Origin of the sequence: Lactobacillus sp. wkB8 (genome assembly GCF_000761135.1) — a bacterium.
In the GTDB taxonomy this organism is placed as follows: Bacteria; Bacillota; Bacilli; order Lactobacillales; family Lactobacillaceae; genus Lactobacillus; species Lactobacillus helsingborgensis.
On record NZ_CP009531.1, the window covers coordinates 233,801 to 249,489 of the forward strand.

General features: G+C 35.7%; 13 protein-coding genes and 1 pseudogene. 9 read left to right on the forward strand and 5 right to left on the reverse strand.

What is annotated here, in order from left to right; translation table 11 throughout:
- Positions 1 to 39: 39 nt before the first annotated feature.
- Positions 40 to 205, reverse strand: a pseudogene (locus LACWKB8_RS09360) (IS3 family transposase); the annotation flags it as partial.
- Between the two features lie 707 nt (positions 206 to 912).
- On the opposite strand from LACWKB8_RS09360, the gene LACWKB8_RS01100 reads away from it, so the two are divergent.
- From LACWKB8_RS01100 to LACWKB8_RS01110, 3 genes are all read left to right on the forward strand, one after another.
- Positions 913 to 2,505: an ABC transporter ATP-binding protein gene (locus LACWKB8_RS01100; protein ID WP_038520963.1), complete on the forward strand. Its 1,593-nt coding sequence runs from the start codon at positions 913 to 915 to the stop codon at positions 2,503 to 2,505.
- A gap of 149 nt (positions 2,506 to 2,654) precedes the next feature.
- Positions 2,655 to 3,503, forward strand: a complete 849-nt coding sequence (locus LACWKB8_RS01105; protein WP_038520966.1) for a helix-turn-helix domain-containing protein — start codon at positions 2,655 to 2,657, stop codon at positions 3,501 to 3,503.
- A gap of 410 nt (positions 3,504 to 3,913) precedes the next feature.
- Positions 3,914 to 5,410 (forward strand): hypothetical protein, encoded by a 1,497-nt coding sequence (locus LACWKB8_RS01110; protein WP_038520968.1) that lies wholly within the window; start codon positions 3,914 to 3,916, stop codon positions 5,408 to 5,410.
- Positions 5,411 to 5,466: 56 nt separating this feature from the next.
- Here LACWKB8_RS01110 and LACWKB8_RS01115 read toward each other — a convergent pair whose 3' ends face one another.
- The 3 genes from LACWKB8_RS01115 to pplA form a co-directional block, all read right to left on the reverse strand.
- Positions 5,467 to 6,480 (reverse strand): UbiA family prenyltransferase, encoded by a 1,014-nt coding sequence (locus tag LACWKB8_RS01115; protein WP_038520971.1) that lies wholly within the window; start codon positions 6,478 to 6,480, stop codon positions 5,467 to 5,469.
- A gap of 39 nt (positions 6,481 to 6,519) precedes the next feature.
- Entirely contained in the window at positions 6,520 to 7,611 is a 1,092-nt protein-coding gene (locus LACWKB8_RS01120) for an FAD:protein FMN transferase (protein WP_038520974.1), read from the reverse strand.
- A 69-nt stretch (positions 7,612 to 7,680) separates the two neighbouring features.
- Positions 7,681 to 8,598 carry an extracellular electron transfer flavoprotein PplA gene (pplA, locus tag LACWKB8_RS01125; protein WP_038520977.1) on the reverse strand — a complete coding sequence of 306 codons (918 nt, stop codon included), beginning with the start codon at positions 8,596 to 8,598 and terminating at the stop codon, positions 7,681 to 7,683.
- 247 nt (positions 8,599 to 8,845) lie between these two features.
- On the opposite strand from pplA, the gene LACWKB8_RS01130 reads away from it, so the two are divergent.
- From LACWKB8_RS01130 to LACWKB8_RS01145, 4 genes are all read left to right on the forward strand, one after another.
- Positions 8,846 to 10,741 (forward strand): FAD-dependent oxidoreductase, encoded by a 1,896-nt coding sequence (locus LACWKB8_RS01130; protein WP_038520980.1) that lies wholly within the window; start codon positions 8,846 to 8,848, stop codon positions 10,739 to 10,741.
- Positions 10,742 to 10,815: 74 nt separating this feature from the next.
- Positions 10,816 to 11,193 (forward strand): NusG domain II-containing protein, encoded by a 378-nt coding sequence (locus LACWKB8_RS01135; RefSeq protein WP_038520983.1) that lies wholly within the window; start codon positions 10,816 to 10,818, stop codon positions 11,191 to 11,193.
- Positions 11,194 to 11,204: 11 nt separating this feature from the next.
- Positions 11,205 to 11,750: a Gx transporter family protein gene (locus LACWKB8_RS01140; RefSeq protein ID WP_038520985.1), complete on the forward strand. Its 546-nt coding sequence runs from the start codon at positions 11,205 to 11,207 to the stop codon at positions 11,748 to 11,750.
- A gap of 1 nt (position 11,751) precedes the next feature.
- Positions 11,752 to 12,711 (forward strand): polyprenyl synthetase family protein, encoded by a 960-nt coding sequence (locus LACWKB8_RS01145; RefSeq protein ID WP_038520988.1) that lies wholly within the window; start codon positions 11,752 to 11,754, stop codon positions 12,709 to 12,711.
- Between the two features lie 87 nt (positions 12,712 to 12,798).
- On the opposite strand, the gene LACWKB8_RS01150 is transcribed toward LACWKB8_RS01145, so the two are convergent.
- The gene (locus LACWKB8_RS01150) at positions 12,799 to 13,113 is read right to left on the reverse strand and encodes a hypothetical protein (protein WP_038520991.1); all 315 of its coding nucleotides are present in this window, start codon (positions 13,111 to 13,113) and stop codon (positions 12,799 to 12,801) included.
- Positions 13,114 to 13,575: 462 nt separating this feature from the next.
- On the opposite strand from LACWKB8_RS01150, the gene LACWKB8_RS01155 reads away from it, so the two are divergent.
- Together LACWKB8_RS01155 and LACWKB8_RS01160 are read left to right on the forward strand one after the other, a co-directional pair.
- Positions 13,576 to 14,775, forward strand: a complete 1,200-nt coding sequence (locus LACWKB8_RS01155; RefSeq protein ID WP_038520994.1) for an ABC transporter substrate-binding protein — start codon at positions 13,576 to 13,578, stop codon at positions 14,773 to 14,775.
- A 28-nt stretch (positions 14,776 to 14,803) separates the two neighbouring features.
- Positions 14,804 to 15,682, forward strand: coding sequence for a branched-chain amino acid ABC transporter permease (locus tag LACWKB8_RS01160; RefSeq protein WP_038520996.1), 879 nt, complete (start codon positions 14,804 to 14,806; stop codon positions 15,680 to 15,682).
- The last annotated feature ends 7 nt before the right edge of the window (positions 15,683 to 15,689 follow it).

Sequence of the window (15,689 nt, forward strand, 5' to 3'; positions counted from 1 at the left end):
TAGGGTGAGTTCCCAAAGTTAGATTAGAATTTTTAATAATTATTTTGTTAAGGCTTGATGTCGATATTCAATCGGCGTCAAGCCTTTTAATCTGCTCTTGATTCTTTTATTAATGTAATCACTGATTGCCCTTCTCCAATTCGATTAAGTTTTGATGGCAATCCCCCGGACTATAAAGCATTTCTGCTTTTAAGAACTCAAAGAAGTTCTTTGTTGAGTCCGTGATCCAGTGATAAGTTTATCCCCGAAAGCATGTAACGAATGCAGGAGGGTAAGTAGCTGGGTTCTGGTTTGTGAAAGTTAAAGTGGGCAGCCTAGGCTTTCTTTTAAAAAAGCAAAAAAGCAATCCACTGGATTGCCTAGACGTCTAGTACGCCTCTTTTGCATGCAAAGATCGCACTTTATTTCTTCTACTGAAATTATAGCATAAGAACACATGAGAGAATAGTGAAGTACGCCTTTCGATCCTCCCCGAAAAAAGGTGATAGCATGGGAAGGATTGTACATTTATTTCTTCTGAAGTGTTTACTACTAACAAGTCTAACGCCTGCATTGCGCAAGCTAGGACAAGATTTTGATAAATTAGCCAATTTAATCGAAAAGATGCTTCGGTTATTTAAGTAGTAATCAGAAAGAAATGGACTTTTGTCCTACCTCTTTTTGATTACTGCTTTATTTTTTATGTACCTTTTAAAATTGCTAGTTACTTGGCTTTAGCTCTATTTCAATTAATATACTATGTTAAGCTACTTTGGTATAGGTGAAAGTCGATAGGAAATAAATTCTGCTAGCTTTTGGATTTGTCATATCCACCTTATTTGCGTCAAATATGACAGTTTTATTAATAAAAATAAAAAGGCAATTATATTATTTATATAAATAACGAAGGTTTTTTGAAAGGAAAAGAAAATCATGGTTTATAAATATTATTCGCATTTTAAGTTTTTTTGTTTAAATATTTTTGGATTAATTTCCAGTATGCAGAATATAGTTACAGCATACATTGTTGGTTCGTTAATTAATTTGGCAACAGCTAAAAATTTTGCAGCTATTCCAGTCTTTTTTGGTAAAAATATTTTGTTATTGATCTTAATTTTAGTCGCTACTTTAATTTTTGATTATCTTAAAGCAGACGCTGCTAAGCAGGTCAATACTAAGTTAAGGCTTAAAGTGATGAGGGGTATGCTCTCGGATGAGCAAGAAAATGCTTCTAATTTAGGTTTTTTAACTAATGATTTTAAACTTTTGGAAACAAATCGCTATGATGCTGAAATAGGAATTTTGATTTATTCATACACTGTCGTATTTGCTATGGCATTCGCTTTGTATCTAAATTGGCAGCTTACAATAATATTCTTTATTGGTTCGGTTATACCAACAATTGTTTCCACCTTTTTCCAAAAGCCTATTCAAAATGCTGCAGAGGCTTGGACAAATGCTAATGATAAATATGTTAATCAAACTAAAAATTTGTTATCTGGTACTGCTACCTTTAATTTATATGATAAGCAGGATAATGCAGTTAAACAAAATCAGTATAAAGTTAACCAATTAGAAGAAAAATTAGCCAAGATGAATGTGCTTAATACTAATACCAGTGCTTTTCTTAATGCAATTGCAATTATGGGTACTTATTTATTGCCGTTTGCAATTGGTATTGCATTAGTAATTAAAGGCCAAACTACTTTAGGTGCTCTTTTTGCAATAACGCAATTATCGAATTCATTTGTAAATCCAATTTTACAAATTCTGCAAGAACGAAATAATTTGTCTACTACAAAGCCAATTGTTCGAAAGATAAAGCAATATATACAAAAAGCAGATAATGTGGAGCGTGAACAAACCAATGATCCTACATTTAATGAACTACAAGTGCAAGACCTAGATTTAATGCGTCAGGATAAGGTATTAGCACAACATATTAATCTTGATATTAAGTCTGGCCAAAAAGTTGCGGTCATCGGACCCTCAGGATCAGGGAAATCTACGATGTTACAGTTTCTAATGTATGGTAAGTATGGTAAATCTAAAAAAATTATACTTGATCATAACGAAGTAGCGGCAGGATCGTTTACTAAGTTGTTTGCCTATTCCAGCCAGAGTGCAGTTATTTTTTCTGATACGCTTTGGTTTAATCTAACTCTAGGAGCCAATATAGCTAAAGAAAAAGTTCTTGAGGTATGTCAAGGACTACAGTTAGGACAATTAATTAAAGAAAAGGGATTTGATTATCAATTAGGTGACAATGCAGATCAACTATCTGGTGGCCAATTGTCCAGAATTGAGGTGGCACGGGCTATTTTAGCCAATCGACCAATTTTATTACTGGATGAAATTAATGCTTCACTTGATAAAACTTCATCAAAGGCAATTCACCAATATATTTTTGATTCAAACTTTACTTTTGTTGAAGTTATTCATCATTACGATCCAGAAGAACTGCAAAAGTATGATGTAGTTGTTGATTTTAATCAATACCAATTTAACGATAAGAGCCTGTCGTAGTCAGATAGATAATAACCCAATTTACCTCAGCATTATATAATTTTCATTTTTAATTTAATAATACTTTTATATTTTTTGATTATAATAGATTATAATAAAATTAAAGAATTTAATATTTGATAGTTAATCAAATAGTTGAGGAAATTTAAATGACAATTGGTGAATTACTAAAAGACTATCGCATTCAGCAAAAGAAAACACAAAGGCAATGGGTTAATGATGTGGTAAGCCCGTCATTTTATGCAAAAGTTGAAAAAAATTTAAGCAGCATTTCAGCAGATAATTTAATTGAACTATTAAACGTTAACAAAATTTCATTAACTGATTTTTTTGGTAAGTTAAACCACCAGGCGAAGACCGTACATGACGAGAACCTAGAGATTGATAGAATGGTTAATGAAGCGTATTATCAAAATTCTGTGCATGATCTGCAGCAAATACGAAATTTTGTTGCGGAAAGTGATTTTCCAAATAAAGAAGATAAATTAGATATAATTGATATCTTTATTGCAATAATTAACAAAAATCTTTCCAGTATTGATAGTGGCGTTATAGATAGATTGAAAGAAAGAACGTTTGATGTTTCTCATTTTAATTCTGATAGTTTAAGATTGTACTGCAACCTTATGAGTTTTTATGATTTAGATAGTAATTTATTGATTTCAAAAAGAGTAATACGTCAGTTTATTGGTTCAAGTAGCATAGATATTCAGAAGTTAGTTTTATCTATAATTATTAATATGATGATTTTGTGTATTCGTAACAAAAAATTCGAAGAAACAGCATTTTATGTTAGTAGTGAACAACAAATCAAAACAAAACCAGATATATTTTTCTATAAAACTATTGCTCCAGCTTTTGAAAATATAGTCAAATATCATTATGATCAAAATCCTAAGTATCTTAATAAAATACAAATAATAATTAAAAGTGTAAAAATTGCTGGCATGCCCAGTTATGGTAAAGAACTTGAAGAACTAATGATTGCTAATAAATAAAATTTTTAAATGTCATATTAAACCATTAAGAGTTAAATATGACATTTTTAATATGCTTATATAAAATCGTAATAAACTGAGAATACATAGAAAGGAGTAAGAAAATGGAAAATTTATTACGTGAATTAATTCTTATTGTGCTCAATTTAGATTAATTAGAAACATGGGAAAAATGTTTTGTAAGTTAAGCGAAGATTTAAAAATTATGTCTAAAGTAGATGATCATATTTATGAAGCATTTGTAGATGGATTATTTATAAAGTTTAGACCGGAAAAAAATTATAAAGATAAGCAAGTTTTCTATAAAGGGAAATGCTTTAAAAACTAAGTATTAAAATATGCTAAAGAAAATAGATAGCTTATTAAAAAGTTGGTAGCGCTAACTATAATTAAGTTAAAAGGTGGTCTGCTTGAAGGAGCGAACAGAAAGTTTGGTGATCTTGATGCAAAAATTAAAAAATATGCGCGTTGGACTGATAGAACTTTGTGCGACACTCATTATTGGCGGTTTGATGATAATTGCTGGTATTATTTTAGGGTTGGATATAGCTTCTTTAATTATTAAGTTATTTAGCGGTTTAATAAAACCAAATGTGCCGAATTTTAACGTCATTAACAGTTTTCTGCGGATAAATTCAGGCATGCAAGTGGCTATGTTACTGGCGGTTCTAATAATTGTTGGCGGCATAGTAGTAACTTATAGGCTAACCAGAACTATTTTAAACAGTTTAGAAAAAGAAGATATTCCTGCTTTTCATAAACAGAAGTGGCTAGAAATAATTGCACTGGCAGCTGGACTAGCTCTAATAGGTGGCGGCTATTTCGTATTGAATTTGCCCGTCCAAAATCTGTTTAATACTTTATTACCGGCATTTGTCACAATTGTGGCGGGCACTTATTTAATTTGTTACTCGTTATTAAGCTTACTGCCTGCAACTTGGTTTAACAAAATTAAGTTAACTAAAGGAAAAACGCTGCTGGGACTTCATCATTATGCCGGCGTTTTTACTATCATTTCCTTACTTTTCGCCTTGACTATGGGTGCTCTTGCTTTAGGTCATGACGTTAATGCTTTTCCCCAAGATATTAAAAGGGGAACTTATTATGATGGTGTAATTGCCAGCAACACCGCTAATATTAAAAACGAGGTGGCGCAATTAAAAATAAAAAAGCAGCAAACATACCATTATAAAGAAACAAAAGGACATTTTTATTTTGTTCGTAATGAATTGGCAGATAATCCAATTAAGTACGTCAAAAGCACCGGCAGACGCAATTTTCAAGTCAAATCTATTAAGTTAGACCAATTGAATAAAAATTCTCTAGCAGATGACAGTTTTCGTGAACTCGTTCCCAATGGTTTTAAAAATAAAAAAATTGCACTTCGTTCAACTGCAGAATTAAATAAGATTAAAGGTAAAACTAAATATCTGACTTTGGTGCAGTTAAACAGTTTTGATAGGGATTGGCCATTTTTACTAAAAATTGAACATAAACGGGCTCAAAGTAGTGCCGTCTATAGTCGTCTCTATAGCAACTCTAAGGCTGCTACTTATCAGCTGATTTTGGGGATGAGTAAAGAAATGAAGATCTTGGGCTACTCACTGGCATTTGTATTTGGTGCAAGCCTGATTGCGATCTTGATAATAGCAGTCAAAGCTGCTAAACGAGATCAGAAATTTGCGAATGAAAGACTGGCTCAAAGAACATGGCAGAGCAAAACAGGGCTTTTATTCTTTATTCCCGCAATATTTGGGGTCTTTGATGTTTTGTTTGGCTTGAGATTTTTTAATCAGGTTTTGCCAACAGCATATTATGAAGTTTGGCTGCCAATAGTGCTAATGTTGCTGGCTTACTTTGCTATTTATCTGCTAACAGTGATGCGGCATCACAAAGCTGAGTTTTAAAAAAATCAGACAATAAAAAAGCACGCTAAAGAGCGTGCTTTTTTCAGCGTCTTTAATTAATGAAAGATAATGCCTAAAATTAGTCCACAGACTTGCATTAATTGAAACCAAAACAAGTTTTGCGGTGCTAAATCAAAAGTTGTGGGTACCCGGTGTTTGATATTATCTTCATCAACCCAAAAAGCCATATCCTTGGTCTGCTTCTGTCTGAATGCCTGCACGTTTTTATAGAGCTTCGGCAAAGTTACAAAAATTAATAGTTGCCAAACTGGTAAAAGACGGAATATGACGCTGATAGCGACTATTGCAAATGGAGCCAGGGTTAAAAAACTGAATAAGTTTAATGAATTTTTTACGCCAATGTATGAGGGGAGGGTATGGCGCCCGTTAGCCAGATCTTGCTTTAAGTCGCAGGTATTATCCGCCAGCATTGTCGCCGCGTTAAAGAATGCTTGGGGTAAAGCTACCCAAAAAATTAACAGGAGGTTGGCTAAATTACCCTCAACAATAAATTGAGGCCAATCAAAGTTTAAATAGGCTAATTGACTTACTGGTGAATTGATGTAAACGGCTAAGAACATAATTCCCAGTCCTTCGAATAAGCCAGCAAGAATTTCGCCTAGCGGTACTCTGGAAAAGGGGATGGGCCCGTAAGTATAAAATACAGCCACAAAAAGTCCGGGGGCACCGATCAGTAAAATAAAAAGATTGGTTCGCACAGTTAGCCAAATTCCTAAGACTGCTGCAATTAAAAGCAGAGTAAGCATAACCACCATTGCAGTTGTCGGCGATAAATTACGTTTACCAATTAAATTATGTTCTTTTTGATAATCTTTGCTTTTAGCTAGACGATAGTCTTGAACGTTATTAAAGCCAGTCACAAATAAAGCTATTGCGCCTTGAGCAACTAGGTATATTAAAGAATTTTGCCAATTAAAAGTATGAAAATAAAAATAAGCAAATAGAATTCCTAATAAATAAGGCATTAAACTATTGAGCTTGGTATTAAGCCGCACCAACTCAAAAAAATCGGTTACTGTAAAATGACTGTACTTCTTTTTAGCCTCCATTGATTTTCCTTTCAAAATATTGTCTTTATTTATCCAAAATTAATTGCTGGTTTTTAACTTTGCCAGTTGATAACCATTATCCGTAAACAGTTTGAATTTATCTTTTAAGCCCGAGGTGACGTAGACTTTTTTCTTTTTAGTAATAAAAATTGCCTCTACGCCAGACAGATGTTCTACATAGTCATAGCCCTTTTTCAAACCGCGATTAAATACTGCAGTTGACAGTCCATCACCTGTGGTTGACCGCTTGGCAATAATTGTGACACTTAACAAGCTGTTTTGACAAGGGTAACCCGTTTGGGGATTCATTAAGTGACTATAAATTTTGTTTCCGACTTTGAGATAACGTTCATAAATGCCTGATGTTACTGCAGTAGCATTCTTTTCCGGTAAGGAGCCGATCGCATCACCCCGCGCAGCACTGGGGTCTTGAATCCCCACGGTCCAATTACTGTTATTGGTTGGGGAGTTGCCTAAAACGTAGATATTGCCGCCCAGATCAATAATGGCACTGGTGACGCCCTTTTTTTGCAGGACTTTCATGACTTCATCAGAAATAAAGCCTTTAGCCATTCCTCCTAAATCAAGCATCATCTTCTTTTTCTTTAAGAAAACGGTGCGTTTTTGGTCGTTAAAAACCACATTACGGTAATTAACTAATGGTAGCCGTTTTTTGATGGTACTTGCTTTAGGTTTATGGGCATCGGGGAAGCCTATTCGCCATAAGCTGGTAATTGGTCCAATTGTTAAGTCGAACGTACCAGCAGAAATTTTGCTGTAATGATAGGCGTCTTTACACATACGGTAAATAGTAGGGGTAACTTTGACCGGTTTAATTCCGGCATACCTGTTGATTTTGTCTATTTCACTGCCTTTTTGGTTAACCGTGGTTTGAGCTGCTAATTCCTTAATCCGGTTAAAGCCGGCCTTCAGGGCTTTTTGTTGGTGTTTGTTGTAAATTTTGATGGTGCAAACTGTTCCCATTAAAAATTGGGTATCTGAAGTGGGATTAGTGGTAACAGGTGTTTTTACCGGGGCACTAGTTTTACTTTGAGTTGAGCAAGAAGTTAGGCTAAAACATGCTAATAATACTGCAATTACCAGCATAAACTTGTTTGGTTGCTTGGTCATATCATTTATTTCTCCTAATAAAAAAGAGCGGCTAAATGTCACTCTTTTTGTAATTAACTAATTAACTTTTTATTCTTGATAAACAATATTGTCAACCTTGATAGTTCCGCTTTCACCCTTTTGTGCGGCATTAATTAGTTGATCAGCATAAGCGATAAATGAATGAGAAGATTCTGTTGCTCCTGAAACTGCTTGAACTTTTTCGGTATTTCCTTTAGCTTTTAAGAATTCTTCCTGTAATTTTGGAATGTACTCTTTCGGTCCAACTTTGTTAACTTTCTTCATTTGCTTTTCGTAAGCAGCATTCTTGGTCTTGGAAACACCTTTTTTGTTAATTTGGTCGTATTTAAAATCACTGACTTTGCCTTTTTTAACTACCATGGTTAACACTTGACGGTAGCCGTGGCTGTAGTTCTTTTCTGCTAATTTATATGTGCCGTCTTTTAATTTTTGATTGTTATTGATGTGAATGGTAGCAGTATCACCTTTTTGAGCTGCCTGTGTTAACTGGTTGACATAGTTCTTTAAAGTGGTGCTTGAACTGGTAGCACCGGAAACGACTTGGATAGCGCTTGAATTAGCGCCACTAGCGGCAAATGATTTTTGCAATTTAGGGATGTATTCTTTAGGACCGATTTTTGCTTGAGAATACTTCTTCATTTGTGCTTCATATTTAGCGTCTTTCGCCTTTGATTTACCATTCTTGTCTACATTATCATAGCTGGTGTCTGTAACCTTGCCATCTTTAACGGTCATAGAAACCTTTACTTTATAGCCATTGAAATAATTGTCTTCGACTAATTTGTAAACCCCGTCTTGCAATTTGCCACCGGCAATCTGCTTAGGAGTTTTCTTCTTTTCGACCTTACTTTCTTTCGGCTTAGAATCGCTTGAAGAACTTTTCTTAGCCGTAGTTGAACAAGCACTAAGCAAAAGCGTAGAAAGTGCCAAAATAGCTGTGCTGGTTATAAATTTATTATTTTTCATAATATCTCCCTCAGTGATAATATCAAACCATATAACATTGTGTACACATTCACTTACTTAGATTATAAAATACAGTTTTACTTTCTGCAACTACAAAATTTAAAAACAAAAAAGTTATTTTAACAACAAAGAAAGCGCGTAACAAAAACAAAATTAGGAAAGATTGTGAAAGTAGCTACTTTACCATAATTGTAAATACTAGTATAATAAAAGACAACTAGTACATTTGCATTAAGGAGTGTTAAAAGTGGCTGAAACGAATATTGTAGTAATTGGCGGCGGTTACGGCGGTCTGTATACCACCAAGCATCTTGCCAAAAAATTAAAAAAGCGGCATGATGTTAAAATTACGCTGATTGATAAAAATCCCTATATGACCATGATGACTTCTTTACACGAAGTAGCAGCTAACCGAGTAGAAGCTAAGAGTCTTAAGTATGATCTGCAGCGTTTATTTTCACGGAGAAAAAACGTTGATGTAGTAACTGACAATATTACTAAAATTGATCAATCTGCCAAAAAAGTTATTGGCGATAACGGCACTTATCCATACGATTACGTCATTTTAGCTATTGGTTCACAGCCTAATGACTTTGACACCCCCGGTGTTAAAGAAAATGGCTTTGTTTTGGGTAATCTTGATGATGCAGAAAAACTGCGGGATCACATTGATATGATGGTTCATTTAGGCTCTCAAGAAAGAGATCCTGAAAAAAGGGCACAATACCTCAACTTCGTCGTTGTTGGTACTGGCTTTACCGGAACCGAGATGGCTGGGGAATTAAACTCCTGGCGTGGTGATTTAGCTAAAAAATATAATTTGCAAAAAGACGACATCAAGATAACCATGATGGAAATGGCGCCAACGGTAATGAATATGCTTGATCGCGCTGATGCTGACAAGGCGGAGAAATATCTCTTAAAGCAGGGCGTAGATATTAAAGTCAATACAGGTGTAGTTGGTGTTCATGAAAATTATATTGACCTGAAAGACGGTTCAACGTATCCAACGAGGACATTGATCTGGACTGCTGGTGTTAAGGCTGTTGCTACAGCTAAAAACTTTGGTTTTGAAACTGGTAGAGGCGGCAGAATTTTAGTTAATGAATATTCACAAATTCCAACCGATCCCCATGTTTATGTCATAGGTGATGTGGCTCTTTATGACGCTGATGGCAGCGGTCGTGGTGAACCACAAGTAGTTCAGGGAGCTGAATCTGCTGGTAAATGTGCTTTGAGGAATATTTTAAGTCAGATTAACGGCGGTGAACCCGTTAAATTTAAGGGTACCTATTCCGGCTTTATGGTTTCGCTTGGACCTAGTTGGGGTGTTGCGTCTTTAGTTAACACTTTCCATCTGAGTGGCTTTTTCGCTATCTTGATGAAAGACGTAGTGGACATGATTTACTTTATGGAAATCTATTCCGGTTACTATCTTTTCCACTATGTAATGGACGAATGGTTCAGAATTAAGCGTCCAACTTTATGGCGGGGCAATCTTAATAGGTACGGCAATGTTTTATGGGCAGTACCATTGAGAATTTATTTAGGCTTGATGTGGTTAGTTGACTGCTGGTACAAGGTACAGGGCAGTGGCTCTTGGTTCACTAATAAGCTGCAATTACAGTTTCCTTGGTTAGTTCAAGCTGCTACTAGCGGTGCTTCACAAAAGGCAGCGGCTACGACTGCCGCAAGTGGTAAAGCCGCTACAACTACTGCTCCTGCTCTATTTTCTCTCAATTATGATTATGGTCATTCCCCAATGGCAGTTTTTGATAAAATGCCAAGTTGGGTGCAAGCAGTAACTAAAGTTCTAATTCCTAATAAAGAAGCTGCACTAGTAGCACAAAAGACTATGACGTGTTTGGAAATTGTTTTAGGAATTATGTTAGTATTAGGCTTATGCACGTGGTTTGCTGGTGGCATGAGCGCAATCTTCGTAGCTATTTTCTGCTTATCAGGGATGAACTACTGGGTCAATGTCTGGATGGTATTTGCTGCTATCGCTGTAATGAACGGCTCGGGTAGAGCATTTGGTCTTGACATGTGGTTTGTTCCGTGGCTGCAAAAGAAACTTACTAAACTTAGATATGGCGTCTTGAAGCCGATTTACCACGTTGATAAAAATGGAATAAAAAACTAACAATGGTAATTCTAAAAAGTCCTATGGTTTTATCTATAAGACTTTTTTAGTTTTAATTGTTAGTGAGGTAAGACATGGAAATTTTAAAGAGGCTTAAACCTGGTGACTTTTTAATTGTAGTAATTTTATTAATGATCAGTTTCACGCCCTTTTTTATGGTACATAATTCTAAAAAAGAGGGTAATCAGGTAATCGCTATAGTAAAAGTTAATAATCGCCAAGTTAAAAAGCTTTCTTTAGATCATGACCAAAAATGGCAGTATCAAAGAGACGGTAAAATTAATATTTTACAGGTGAAAAACCACAAAATTCGCGCAATTGATGCTAACTGCAAGGACCAAGTATGTGTTAAAGAAGGCTGGAAAAGTAAAAGCGGAGATACAATTGTTTGTTTGCCACACAAATTTTTAGTTGAGTTAAAAAACGAAAATCAAATTGATGATGATAAATAGATTTAGATATTATGACTGAAACAAATAGTTATTTACGCACGTATGTGTTTACAGGAATTTTATGCTCCCAAGGAATTATTCTTAGCGTGGTTGAGCAAATGTTTCCTGCACCCTTTTTCTTTGCACCTGGTGCTAGGCTTGGCTTAACCAACATTATTACGATGATGGCATTAATGATTTTGCCTTTTAAAGATTGTATTTTATTGACGTTTTTGCGCTTAGTATTAGCCGCTTTGATGACAGGGGGCACCAGTACCTTTTTATTTGCTGCTGCAGGTTCATTTTTAAGTCTGTTTTTAATGAAAATGTTCTTACCGTTGGTTCCCAGATTTTTGAGCATAATAGGAGTATCAATTCTTGGCGGCGTCTGTCATAATTTTGGTCAATTATTAATTGCCGTGCTGATAGCGCAAAGTAAATATGTTTTATTATATCTGCCATTATTGACAGTATTCGGAATTCTTTCTGGAACAATAGTTGGTCTTGTCAGTAGTTTTTTAATGCATTACGTTGATGCATTGAGTTTTATTAAAGGGATAATTAATAAAGGTATTTAACATGTCAAGGCTAGAAAAAGAATTAAGAAAAGTCCAAAGCAGCATTCAAAAAAATATCAGAGCACCCAAAGGTAAACTGGGAGAAGCAATCAGGTACACATTTTCCAAGCCCGGCAAACAATTGCGTCCCAGTTTTGTCTTACTTTTTGGCAATATGGGTGATGAGCCAAAAAAGGAAAGACTAATTAATATTGCCGGGTCAGTTGAAATTCTTCATAACGCTACCTTAATTCATGATGATATTATAGACAATTCCAGTGTCAGAAGGGGTAGGGAATCAGTGCAGGCGAAATATGGCAAGACCATTGCGCTCTATGCTGGAGACTATTTATTTGCACTTTCATTACAATTGCTCAGTGAGAATACTTCAAAAATAACTAATCTGCGCGTTAATGGCTCAACTATGCAAAAAATTCTTGCTGGTGAGACTACTCAATTTGGTAATGAGTACAATACTTCGATTACTGAAAAAGAATATCTTGAACAAATTCGGGGCAAAACGGCAAGTCTGTTTGGTTATGCCTGTTATATTGGGGCGCTTGAAGGTGGTCTTAACAAAAGACTGGCCAGAAGTGCTCAGCAAGTAGGTGTGCTATTTGGACAAGCGTTTCAATTACGGGATGATATTTTAGATTACACTGCGTCAACTGCCGAATTAAAAAAGCCGGTTTTATCTGATGTAGTTAACGGTGTTTATACCGGGCCACTAATTTTTGCCTTAAAAAAAGATACTACTGGTAAATTAAATAAGCTGGTTAAGAAAGGTAGAAACATAAGTTCTAGTGAGTTAGCCCAAATAGAATATTTAGTCAATGAATTAGGCGGCATTAGGCACGCCCAGAAGCTGGCAAATGACTTTACGAGTAGTGCGTTAGCACTGCTTAAAGATAAATTTAGCAATTATTCTGGATATGATGAGGTTGTTGAGATAGTTCAAAAAATGCTTACCAGAAATTATTAAATAGCAAAAAAGGAGGTTGATTATTCAACCTCCTTTGATATTAGTAAAAACTTTTTCAGGTACTAAAGATGATTGTTAGTCTTAACCTTAAGCTTTTTTAGGCTTACGTGTAATGCCAAACAATACTTGCAAAACTACCAAAGCGCAGTAGACAAAAAGCATATATACTAAAAGGCTAATGTCTGCCCTAGTGGAAGAAAACCAATACCACTGATTGCCCTCAGTGCTATAGATCAAATCAGCCAGACCTAGTAAAGCTAAAATCAAAACATTAATTATTGCAAAAATCCATAAGTTGCCGTTTTCATGTTTAGCAACATATATCATCGACCAGGCTGCTGACCATATTCCCCAAAGACCGGTAGCAGCAATTATAATCCAGTAAAAAACTGTAGCAAACATATTATGCCTCCTTCTCAACAACTTTATTTTACCATAAAGTTCATAAAATCACATGCTTAATTTGTGAGCAAGTGCAAATAGTATTTTGCCAGCTGCTAATCCTATTGCCAGCAGGATTAATAAAAAAAACTTAGAAATTTGTTCAAAATAATTACTAATTGTACTTGACATGCTACATACCTTTACTTATAATCCTAAGTATTAAATTAAATTTTGAGGAGGCAATTTTAATGAAATATCAATTTTTAAGTAAACGAATCAACATTAGAAACAGCATTTCTCAAAATTTGATTGCCTTGTTGTTGTCGCGTAGGACTTAGCGTGAAAGAATTACTTTTAGTAATTAACATGTTGAGCCCTTGTTTGCGTCTTAATGAATAGGGCTTAACAAATAACTATCTTGGGCCTCATTCATTAAGTTGAATGAGGTTTTTGTTACCAGGCTAGTTAGAGAAGGAGAAAATGATGAACAAGTTTACTAAAAAAATGATGGGTATCCTAACGGTAGGAACAGCCGCCTTTATGATGGCAGGTTGTTCAGTTGCCAAGAATAGTAACAGTAGCGGTACTCATCAAGATAAAGACACTGTCAAAATTGGTGTCAATATGGAATTATCTGGCACGGCTGCAGGTTACGGAAATGCCCAGAAACAGGGAATTCAGCTAGCAGCAGCTGAAATTAACAAGGCTGGCGGCATTGATGTTAACGGTCATAAAAAGAAAATTAAGCTGATTATTCGCGATAACAAAACAGCGATTGCTACTTCTGCTTCGGTAGCAGCACAACTGGTAAATAAAGATAAGGTGGCAGCAATTGTTGGGCCGGCCACTACTAATGCGGGAACAGCTGAAATTCCTAATATTACTAAAGCAGCAGTTCCCAGCGTGAGTCCTTCTGCAACTGATCCTGATTACACTAAACAGAAAAACGGCAAGGTTCAACCATACGTTTTTAGAGCCTGTTTCCAAAACAATTTCCAAGGAGAAAGTGCCGCTAAGTTTGTCACAAAGAAGCTGAAAGCAAAGCGTGTAGCCGTTTACGCTGATAATTCAAGTGATTACGGTACTGGTTTAGCAAAAGCCTTTAAGAATACATATAAGGGTAAAGTAGTTGATAGCCAAACATATTCAGAAGGTGACAAGGACTTTAACGCCGTTTTAACTTCATTTAAGTCAAAGAAGATTGACGCTATTTATGTTCCGGGCTATTACACAGAAGTTGGTCTGATTGTTAAGCAGGCACGGCAAATGGGTATTAAAGTACCAATCGTGGGTAGTGACGGTATGGCTGATCCTAAACTTGCCCAAATTGCTGGTGCTAAGAATGCTACCAAGGTTTACTACACCACGCCATTTTCCACTCGTGTAGCTGCTAAAAATCCAACAGCTGTCAAGTTTATGAATGCCTTTAAAGCTCGTTATCATGCACCGGCTCCAACATTTTCAGCTTTAGCTTATGATGCGGTCTATATGGTAAAGACTGCCATTGAACAACAAAAATCAGATGATTCAACTAAAGTTGCTGCTGGCTTAGCTAAGATTAAAGATTTTGATGGGGTTACCGGTAAGATTACAGTTAATAAAACTCATGACCCAGAAATGCCAATTGCAATTGAAGAAATGACTAATGGCAAAGTAAGTAATTCATTTAGTGTTGAATAGATCCAAAATTTAAAAGGGGCGCTTAAATTTGCAAACAGTATTACAGCAAATCATTAATGCCTTGTCACTGGGCTCAATATATGCCTTGCTGGCGTTAGGCTATAGCATGGTTTACGGCATTATTAATTTAATTAACTTTGCTCATGGCGATATCTACATGCTAGGGGCATTCTTTGCCTACTATGTAATTAATGCTTGGCATTTTAACTTCATCACGGCATTACTTTCAGCAATGATTGTTGGTGCGGTTTCGGGTGTAGTGATCGAGTATTTTGCTTATAGACCATTGCGTAAATCACCGCGAATTGCTGTCTTAATAACAGCTATCGGAGTTTCATTTTTACTTGAAAATGGCATGTCTTACTTTGTGGGTTCAAACGCACGTAGTTTTCCGCAGGTAATTGAACAAGTCAACTATGTTTTTGGCGGCGTTCAAATTTCCAATATTCAAATTTTAATTTTAGTAACTGCTTTGATACTAATGGTTTCACTGCAACTGATTATTAAAAAAACTAAGATGGGACGTGCAATGCGGGCTGTATCTGTTGATCCTGCTGCTGCCGAATTAGTTGGGGTTAATGTTAATCACACGATTTCTTTTACTTTTGCCTTGGGTTCAGCTTTAGCTGGTGCGGCAGGAGTGTTGATTGGCATGTACTATAATCAAATTGATCCTTTAATGGGGATGACTCCCGGCATTAAAGCCTTTGTGGCAGCCGTTTTAGGAGGAATTGGTTCGGTACCCGGTGCCTCACTTGGTGGCTTCTTAATTGGTATTTTAGAAACATTCTTCCAATCTATCGGTTTGTCCGCGTATAAAGATGCAGTAGTTTATCTTGTGTTAATAGTCATTTTGCTCTTTTTACCAGCAGGTATTTTCGGCAAAAATGCCAAGGAAAAGGTATAGGTGGCAA